This is a genomic window from Pseudotenacibaculum sp. MALMAid0570, assembly GCF_040151415.1.
GTDB lineage: Bacteria > Bacteroidota > Bacteroidia > Flavobacteriales > Flavobacteriaceae > Polaribacter.
On the sequence record NZ_JBDKWF010000043.1, the window covers coordinates 133,419 to 142,628 of the forward strand.

7 protein-coding genes and 1 rRNA gene are annotated in these 9,210 nt (G+C 34.7%); 3 read left to right on the plus strand and 5 right to left on the minus strand.

Annotation, left to right across the window (positions count from 1 at the left end):
- The first annotated feature begins 8 nt into the window (after positions 1–8).
- Positions 9–3,290 carry a S41 family peptidase gene (locus AAON49_RS02045; RefSeq protein ID WP_349552266.1) on the plus strand — a complete coding sequence of 1,094 codons (3,282 nt, stop codon included), beginning with the start codon at positions 9–11 and terminating at the stop codon, positions 3,288–3,290.
- A gap of 57 nt (positions 3,291–3,347) precedes the next feature.
- Here AAON49_RS02045 and rpsA read toward each other — a convergent pair whose 3' ends face one another.
- Positions 3,348–5,174 carry a 30S ribosomal protein S1 gene (gene rpsA, locus AAON49_RS02050; protein ID WP_349552268.1) on the minus strand — a complete coding sequence of 609 codons (1,827 nt, stop codon included), beginning with the start codon at positions 5,172–5,174 and terminating at the stop codon, positions 3,348–3,350.
- A gap of 213 nt (positions 5,175–5,387) precedes the next feature.
- Here rpsA and AAON49_RS02055 point away from each other — a divergent pair, with 213 nt between their 5' ends.
- Together AAON49_RS02055 and AAON49_RS02060 are read left to right on the plus strand one after the other, a co-directional pair.
- On the plus strand, positions 5,388–5,840 hold the full coding sequence (locus AAON49_RS02055; RefSeq protein ID WP_349552270.1) for a RidA family protein: 453 nt from the start codon (positions 5,388–5,390) through the stop codon (positions 5,838–5,840).
- 1 nt (position 5,841) lies between these two features.
- Positions 5,842–6,471 carry a 7-carboxy-7-deazaguanine synthase QueE gene (locus AAON49_RS02060; RefSeq protein ID WP_349552271.1) on the plus strand — a complete coding sequence of 210 codons (630 nt, stop codon included), beginning with the start codon at positions 5,842–5,844 and terminating at the stop codon, positions 6,469–6,471.
- Here AAON49_RS02060 and cmk read toward each other — a convergent pair.
- The 4 genes from cmk to rrf all read right to left on the minus strand — a co-directional run.
- Positions 6,457–7,152 (minus strand): (d)CMP kinase, encoded by a 696-nt coding sequence (gene cmk / locus AAON49_RS02065; RefSeq protein ID WP_349552273.1) that lies wholly within the window; start codon positions 7,150–7,152, stop codon positions 6,457–6,459. The two genes, AAON49_RS02060 and cmk, sit on opposite strands and share 15 nt — an antisense overlap.
- Complete coding sequence (gene porQ, locus AAON49_RS02070) at positions 7,152–8,174, minus strand: type IX secretion system protein PorQ (protein ID WP_349552274.1); 1,023 nt, start codon at positions 8,172–8,174, stop codon at positions 7,152–7,154. Before porQ ends, cmk begins: the two co-directional genes overlap by 1 nt.
- Positions 8,175–8,257: 83 nt before the next feature.
- Entirely contained in the window at positions 8,258–9,058 is an 801-nt protein-coding gene (locus AAON49_RS02075) for a tRNA pseudouridine synthase A (RefSeq protein ID WP_349552278.1), read from the minus strand.
- A 55-nt stretch (positions 9,059–9,113) separates the two neighbouring features.
- Positions 9,114–9,210 (minus strand): 5S ribosomal RNA (gene rrf, locus AAON49_RS02080); the annotation flags it as partial.

The window sequence follows — 9,210 nt, forward strand, 5'->3', positions numbered from 1 at the left end:
TCTTAACTATGGTATTCAAAACTCTTAAGAACTCTAAGTTTTTTAAAATCTTAGGGATTTTCTTCATTTCTCTTTTTCTTGGAAATCAAAATTCTAATGCCCAAGAAACTAGACTTCTCAGACAACCTGATATCAACTCTACTCATGTAGTTTTTTCTTACGGTGGAGATATCTGGGTAAACACTTTAGGAACAAAAAACGCAAGAAGAATTACTAGTACTCCTGCTCAAGAAGCAAACCCCAAAATCTCTCCAGATGGAAAATGGATTGCTTTTACATCAAACAGATCAGGAACCGCTTCTGTATATGTAGTTTCTATTAATGGAGGTGAACCAAAACGACTAACATGGCATCCTAATGGATCTGGAGTACGGGGCTGGACCAATGATGGGAAATCAGTTTTGTATGTGAGTTCTCGTGAAACAGCTCCTAGACCTTATAATCGATTATGGACAGTTCCAGTCAAAGGTGGTGCTCCAAGTTTAATCTCAGAACAGTGGGGTTTCAATGGTTCATATTCTCCAAATGGAAAGAAAATGATTATTGATAAAATGAGTAGATGGGATACTGAATGGAGAGCTTATAGAGGAGGCCAAAATACGCCTTTAATTATTTTGGATATCAAAACTTCAGAAGAAATATTATTACCTCATACAAATACTACAGATGTTCAGCCTTTATGGTTAGGTGATGATATTTACTTCTTGTCAGATAGAGATTTGGTAATGAATATTTGGAAATACAATACCAAAAGCAAAAGCTTAACACAAGTGACCAAGTTTAAAGGCTCAGACATCAAATGGCTTTCTGGAGATAAAAACACATTGGTTTACGAACGAGACGGGTATCTACATACCTATGATATTAGTTCTAGAAAATCAAATCGATTGAAAATAAATGTTGTTGGTGATTTTCCTTGGACTGAAACAAAATGGCAAAATGTAACAAGATCTGCTAGATCTGCTTCTTTATCTCCAAATGGAAAAAGAGCTATTATGGAATCTCGTGGAGAGATTTTCACCATTCCAGTTAAAGATGGGGATGCTAGAAATATTACTCAAAGTTCTGGAACTGCAGATCGTGCTCCAATTTGGTCTCCTAAAGGCGATCAAATTGCTTGGTTCTCCGATAAAGACAGAAAAGGGTATGCTTTATATCTTTCTAATCAGGATGGAACTTCTGAACTTACAAAAATCTCCATTGGCGAATCTAAAATGGCTTGGAATCCAACATGGTCTCCTGATGGAAAACACATTGCTTTTGTAGATGATGATGTTCGAATGAGAGTAGTAAATCTAGAAACGAAAAAAGTTCAAACTATCGACGTAGGTGGAAACAACCTTGAACGCTCTCGAATTGGTTTGAACTGGTCTCCAGATTCTAATTGGATTGCTTATGAAAAATCTGCAGAAAACAACTTTAGACAAATCTATATTTGGTCTCTAAAATCGAATACTAAGAGAGCGATTACTGACCCTTTTGCTGATTCTTTTTCTCCTGTATGGGATTTAGATAAAAAGCACTTATACTTTTTAGCAAGCACCAATGTTGCCTTAGGTTCTGGATGGGCAAATACAAGTGCAATGACAGCAGACCCTAGTTATGCCGCTTATGTGGTAAACTTAGATAAAAAAGATAGTTCTCCTTTCAAACCTAAAAGTGATGAGGAAGAAGTAAAAAAAGAGAAAGGGGAAAAGAAAAAAGACGATAAGAAGAAAGATTCAAAGAGTAAAGGAGGAAAGAAAAAACCAGTTGCAAAGCCTATGACCATTGATTTTGATGGCTTGGCTAGAAGAACATTCCCATTAGGAATTCGCTCTGGAAATTATTGGTATTTAGTAGCTGGACCAAAAGGTAGTGTTTTCATTGCTGGAAATAGTCCAAATGGCCCTTCTATACAGAAGTATAAATTAAAAGACCAAAAGGCAAAACCATTCCTTTCTGGTTCAAGCAATATTGTAGTAACTGCTAATGGTAAACACATGCTTGCCAGAGTTCGTGGTTCTTGGAAAGTAATCAATGCAGCTGGACCTAATGGAAAAAGTGGAAAAACAATGTCTGTTAGTCTTCAAATGAAATTAGATCGTATTGCAGAATGGGAACAGATGTTTGAGGAAGCTTATCGTTATGAAAGAGATTATTTTTATGATCCTGGAATGCATGGTAGAGATTGGAAAGCAGTCTACAAAAGATATGCTCCTTTAGTACCATTTATCAAGCACAGAGCAGACTTGAATTACGTTCTAGATCAAGTAAACGGAGAACTTTCTGTAGGTCACAGTTTTGTACGTGGAGGAGATTTCCCAAGCATAGAAAGATCTCAAGTTGGTATGTTAGGGGCAGATTTAGTTGCCAATAGTAACCGTTGGAGAATCCGAAGAATTTACACTACTGAAAGTTGGAACCCTGGTTTATCGGGTCCTTTAGATGCACCTGGGTTAAATATCAAGAATGGAAATTATATAGTTGGAATCAACGGAAAAGAAATTACTACCAATGATAATATCTATGAATATTTAGATGGAACGAATGGAAAGCAAACTGTATTGCACATCAATAGCGAACCTAGTTTTAAAGGTTCTTGGAAAGAAACCGTTGTACCTATTAGAAGTGAAAACGGATTACGCCAAAGAACATGGGTAGAAGACAATAGAAGATTGGTAGACAAATTATCTAACGGACGTTTGGGGTATGTTTGGGTTCCTAACACAGGTGGACCTGGTTATGTTTCTTTCAATCGTTACTACTTTGCGCAACAAGATAAAGAAGGAGCTGTGATTGACGAGCGTTTTAACGGTGGTGGATTACTAGACGATTATATGGTAGACCTAATGACTCGTAGTTTACGTGCTGGATTGACCAACGAAGTTCCTAACGGGAAAGCCATGAAACTACCCGCAGGTATTTTAGGCCCAAAAGTTTTATTAATTAACGAGTTAGCAGGTTCAGGTGGAGACTTCTTCCCATGGGTATTTAGACAACAAAATGCAGGAAAGCTCATTGGTATGACTACATGGGGAGGATTGGTAAAATCTTCTACTCACTACAGATTGATTGACGGTGGTTCTTTAACCGCGCCAGACAACGCTGTTTTTGATCCAAATAAAAACGAGTGGATTGCTGAGAACAAAGGTGTGGCTCCAGACATTAAAGTGAGACAGGATGCTAAGTCTTTGTCACAAGGAAAAGACCCTCAATTGGAAAGAGCGGTTGCAGAATTGCTAAAGCAATTGCCTTCTAAGAAAAAAGTAACTCCTCCGAAGTTTTCAAAACCTGCGAAGGGGAATTAAAAAACAAAAACCCGTTGCAATGCAACGGGTTTTTTTATATTGAAGAGAAGTTAGAAATTACTTTCCTCCTTCCATTTTCTTCTTTAATTCAGCCAATCCACCGATATCTCCTAATGTAGATTTTGGTGCGTCAGCAGATTTCTTAGCAGCAGCTTTTACATTGCGCTTCTCTTGCTCTTTAAAGATTGCAGTATGAGAAACAACTACTCTTCTGTATTCTTTACTAAATTCTAATACTTTGAACTTGTCTGTATCTCCTTTAGCAAACTTAGAACCATCTTCTTTTTCTAAATGACGTCCTGGTGCAAACCCTTCTACTCCATCAGCAAAAGCAACAACTGCTCCTTTGTCATTTTTCTCTTTGATTGTTCCTTCATGAATAGAATCGATTGCATAAGTTTCTTCATGCTTATCCCAAGGATTTTCTTGAGTTTGCTTGTGACCTAAGTTTAACTTACGTCCTTCTACATCTAATTCTAATACTTGAACTTCTAATTTATCACCAACAGTTACAAAGTCTGATGGATGCTTAATTTTCTTAGTCCAAGAAAGATCAGAGATATAAACTAATCCATCAATTCCTTCTTCTAACTCTACAAATACACCAAAATTTGTGTAATTTCTAATCGTACCCGTATGAGTAGAACCTACAGGATATTTAGTAGTAATGTCTGTCCAAGGATCTGGGTGTAATTGTTTCATACCTAAAGACATCTTACGCTCATCTCTATCTAACGTTAAAATCTGAGCTTCAACTTTGTCTCCAACTTGTACGAAATCTTGTGCAGAACGTAAGTGAGTAGACCAAGACATTTCAGAAACGTGAATCAATCCTTCAACACCTTCAGATACTTCAACAAATGCACCGTAATCTGCAATTACAACAACATCACCAGTTATCTTATCACCAACTTTTAAGTCAGCATTTAAAGCATCCCAAGGATGAGCAGATAATTGTTTTAATCCTAACTGAATTCTAGACTTGCTATCATCAAAGTCTAAGATTACAACATTTAATTTTTGATCTAACTCTACAACCTCGTTTGGATGGTTGATTCTAGACCAAGATAAATCTGTAATGTGGATTAATCCATCTACACCACCTAAGTCAACAAATACACCGTAAGAAGTTACGTTCTTCACAACTCCTTCTAATACTTGTCCTTTTTCTAATTGACCGATAATCTCTTTCTTTTGGATTTCGATATCAGCTTCAATAAGAGCTTTGTGAGATACAACAACGTTTTTGAATTCGTGATTGATTTTCACCACTTTGAATTCCATTGTTTTCTCTACATATTGATCGTAATCACGGATTGGTTTTACGTCAATCTGAGAACCTGGTAAGAATGCTTCAATTCCGAAAACATCAACGATCATACCACCTCTAGTTCTACATTTTACAAATCCGTTTACTACTTCACCTGTTTCGTGAGCATTGTTTACACGCTCCCAAGCTTTAATTACTCTTGCTTTTTTGTGAGATAATACTAATTGTCCTGTACTATCTTCTCTCTTGTCAACTAAAACTTCTACTTTATCACCAACAGCTAAGTTAGGATTGTAACGGAATTCGTTTAAAGAGATAACACCTTCAGATTTAGAGTTGATATCAATGATTGCGTCTCTGTCAGTTTTTCTAACAACAACACCTTCAATTACATCGCGCTCATTTACGAAACCTACTGTTCCTTCTAACGCTTTTTCGAACTCTTTTAACTTTGATTCATCAACAGCTTCAATACCTTCTTCGTATTTGTGCCAATCAAAATTGTTTAAAAAATCTTCTGGAGATTCAGTTGCTACTGTAGTAGTTTCTGTAGCTACTTCTTTTACTTCTGGAGCTTCTACCGGAGCTTCAGCTTTTTTAGTTTTTTCAGACATGCTGAAATGTTTTTTGTATCTTTTTGTTATTCAGGCTATTATCGATAATAACGCAAAGAGAAATTAAACTTGTTTCTAAAATTTATAAACCCTTTTCCAACCTGTTCTCGTAAAAAGGAGTGCAAATGTACAAAATTCTATTGATTATTAACACTTTAGACCTTTTTAAATTGATTTTTCTTCTTCATATCTTTGAGTTTTAAATTACAACTAATGAAAACTCTCAAACTTGTCATTTTAACACTCAGTATTTCTATTTTATTTTCTTGTCAAACAGAACAAAAAAAGACGCCAAACTTCTTAAAATCTCAGTATGAGAGTAGACATAGTGCTCCTTTTTCTGATGCGACTGAATTTGATGGACTTTTGTTTTTAACAGGACAAATAGGCAAAGATCATAAAGCTGGAAAAATGGTAGAAGGAGGTATTCAAGCAGAAACCAAACAAGTACTTATAAACATCAAAGATGTATTAGAAGCAAATGGTTCAGATATGAATCATGTACTAAAATGTACTGTAATTTTATCTGACATCAATGATTTTGCTGCCATGAATGAAGTTTATCGTACTTTTTTCAAGGATAATAAGCCTGCAAGAACTACATTTGCAGCCGATTTAGTTGCAGGTGCCAAAATTGAAATTGAGGTGGTTGCTGTAAAGAAGTAACATGACAGAAAAAGTTAAAGAATTAATAGATCAAGGGAAAGTTCTTCCGCTAATGGAAGAATTCTATACAATTCAAGGAGAAGGGTTTCACACAGGAAAAGCTGCTTACTTTATTAGAATAGGAGGTTGTGATGTTGGTTGCCATTGGTGCGATGTTAAGGAAAGTTGGAATGCCGAAATACATCCTCCAACTTCAGCTGACAATATTGTAAATAATGCAAAGAAATATTCTGACACTGTTGTGATTACTGGTGGAGAGCCTCTGATGTGGTCTATGGATTATTTAACTAAAACCTTGCAATCGCAAGGAATTAGAACACATATCGAAACGTCTGGAGCTTATCAATATTCTGGGATTTGGGATTGGTTTTGTTTGTCGCCAAAGAAAACAAAATTACCATTAGAAGAAGTGTATGAAAAAGCCGATGAATTGAAAATGATTATTCATAATAAGAATGATTTTCAATTTGCAGAAGAGCAAGCTTCAAAAGTTGGTGCTCATTGTGAACTTTTTTTACAACCCGAATGGAGTAAAAAAGAAAAAATGACTCCGTTAATCGTAGATTATGTCATGAAAAATCCTAAGTGGAAGGTTTCTTTACAAACACATAAGTATTTAAATATTCCCTAATTTCTCTTTAGCTAGTTTAAGAATCATTTCAAATTGTGCTTCCTTAGTTAAGTTTGAATTATCTACTTCAACAGCATCATCAGCTTTTAACAAAGGCGAATCTTTTCTTGTCGTATCAACTCGATCTCTTTCAACTACGTTTTCAAGAACTTCTTCATAAGTTACCTTTTCTCCTTTTTCAATTAACTCTTTAAATCTTCTTTGTGCTCTGGTTTCAGCAGATGAAGTCATAAATAGCTTGAGTTCAGCATCTTTAAAAACTACAGTTCCAATATCACGTCCGTCCATCACCACACCTTTGTTTTTACCTATTTCCTTTTGAATAGCTACTAGCTTTTTTCTAACCTCAGAGATTGCAGCAATCTTACTTACTAAATTAGAAACTTCCAAAGTTCTTATCTCTCGCTCTACATTTTCATTGTTAAGGTACATTTCAGCAAAACCTAATGCTTCATTAAATTGGAAGCGTAATGATGCTTTGTCTAAATTATGGATAAGGGAAGCTCTGTCAAGAAAATTTTCTCCAACATATTTTTCCTTCATTGCAAACAAAGTCATTGCTCTATACATTGCTCCACTGTCAACATAAACATATCCTAATTCTTTAGCCAGTTGTTTGGCTATAGTACTTTTTCCTGTTGAAGAATATCCATCAATTGCAATTGTAATTTTTCTATTCATTACCTCTTATCTAAATCTATTTGTAAGCTAAATGTACTTGTATTTGTTGCTGCATGATACTTAGAAAATGCATAATTGAATCTTAATTTATTCATTTTTATTCCAAAACCAAACGATATTCCGCTAAAAGAGCGAGCATTTTGGAGTTTTAATTCGCTAGCACGTCTAAAGTTATAACCAGCTCTCAAATTTATAGCACTGTCTGGAAAAAGCTCAGCTCCAACTACAAAATGTCTGATTGAATTTTTAAAGAATGAAATATTCTCTTCTGTTACATTTCCTTCCAAATCAGAAGTTTGGTTTGATGGGTTAGGTACAGCTAAATCCCATTTCTGTAAATTATCAAGAGTAATATGCCATTTTAAAGGAACATATTTTAGTCGATAAGAAGCTCCGATAGCAACTTTAAAAGGTAATCGTTCATTCGTTCCATCAAAAGATTGAATTTGGCCTCCTATATTTCTAGCTACCAATGTAAAACTATAAGATTTATAAGGGCTATAGTATAGAATTCCAATATCAGTTGCTATTCCGTTGGAAGTAAAGTTGCTAATAGTGGAGTTAATCAACTTAACATTAAACCCCATATATATATTGGTCCATGGCAAATTGAAAGCATATCCAGCCGAGATTGCAATGTCACTTGCTTTAAAGGTTCCTGTTTCATTCCCATTCTCATCAGCTTCAATTAAAGTTCCGTAATTCAAATACTTGATACTTCCATGAATAGTTCCAAAACGTCTACTAATTACGTGAGCATAAGATGCTGATCCTATATTTATATCCGCAAGATAACTCGTATAATTTACTGATAGTTGTCTGTCCAACTCAGCATTAATCACAGATGGATTCCATATAGGTTGATTTACATCATCATACAACGTTAGAGTCTCACCTCCTAAAGCCACTTGCCTTGAAGACGAAGTTAAGTTTAAAAACTGGAAAACACTTTCACCACCTACTTGAGCGTTGATTGTATTTGTTAGAATGATTAAAAAAAGGCTTATTCGCAGTACTCTCATAAATCCAGACAAAGAAAGGAGAAATATAAATTATAACGAATAATTTTTCTATTATTTTATAAAGTAGAGTAACTCTATTAGAATTAAAGTAAATATTTATTCAAATCATCGAACTCTACGGCATATAATTGTAATCCTGAAGCTGGAGCAATATTTTTTAAAGGCTTACGATCATTTTCAAATGAAATTGATTGAATTAGTTGCTCTAAAGTCTTTCTTCCTGCTCCTATCTCTACCAACATCGCCATCATCAATCGAATTTGATAACGTAAAAACCCTTTACCTTTCACCTTGAATATAAAACTTAAATCAGGAAAAAAACTAGCATCCAATAAGTTGTTTTTTACAATTTCACATTCCTCAATAATTCTTTCAAACCTCGTATTAGGTGAAGGTTTAGTACAATATTTGTGAAAATGATGTTTCCCTTTAAATTTAATAGCTGCTATCTTCATTTTCTCAATATCTAAATCTTCAAAAGCTGTCATTAAAGAAGCTGCAAAAGGGTGATTGTTCTTTTCTAAAGAAAAATAATAGTGATACTCTTTAATCTTATTCGCTTGAATAATATTAAAATTCACAGTAACTTTTTGAATCCTTTTTACTCTAAGATCTTGCGGTGCATTCTGATTAAAAACTTCTAAAAATGCATCGTCTAAAATGTCATTTAAAAAAATTTGAAAATAGTATTGATTTGCAGAAACTTTAGAGTCAGTGCGACTCATTCCAATACTTTTAAACGGAATATTTTTTAGAGAAAAAGACAATGTCTTATCTATCATTTCGTGCAAGGACATTGAATTTGTTTGCTTTTGCCACCCATGAAAACGAAAACCTAGGTACTGGATTTCAATAAGATAAGAATGTTCGTAATTCATATACATCAAATATAAGTAACCAAAAAAACCTTCATTAATATATAATGAAGGTTTTAAAAAAGAAAGGCAGCGACCTACTCTCCCACATAAATGCAGTACCATCGGCGCTATTGGGCTTAACTTCTCTGTTCGGGATGGGAAGAGGTGAGCCCCAATGC

Bases quoted from the DNA above. Each gene is read 5' to 3' on its own strand.
- rpsA (WP_349552268.1), bottom strand. From the start codon at position 5,174: ATGTCTGAAAAAACTAAAAAAGCTGAAGCTCCGGTAGAAGCTCCAGAA.
- AAON49_RS02075 (WP_349552278.1), bottom strand. From the start codon at position 9,058: ATGTATATGAATTACGAACATTCTTATCTTATTGAAATCCAGTACCTA.
- AAON49_RS02060 (WP_349552271.1), top strand. From the start codon at position 5,842: ATGACAGAAAAAGTTAAAGAATTAATAGATCAAGGGAAAGTTCTTCCG.
- cmk (WP_349552273.1), bottom strand. From the start codon at position 7,152: ATGAATAGAAAAATTACAATTGCAATTGATGGATATTCTTCAACAGGA.
- AAON49_RS02045 (WP_349552266.1), top strand. From the start codon at position 9: ATGGTATTCAAAACTCTTAAGAACTCTAAGTTTTTTAAAATCTTAGGG.
- AAON49_RS02055 (WP_349552270.1), top strand. From the start codon at position 5,388: ATGAAAACTCTCAAACTTGTCATTTTAACACTCAGTATTTCTATTTTA.
- porQ (WP_349552274.1), bottom strand. From the start codon at position 8,174: ATGAGAGTACTGCGAATAAGCCTTTTTTTAATCATTCTAACAAATACA.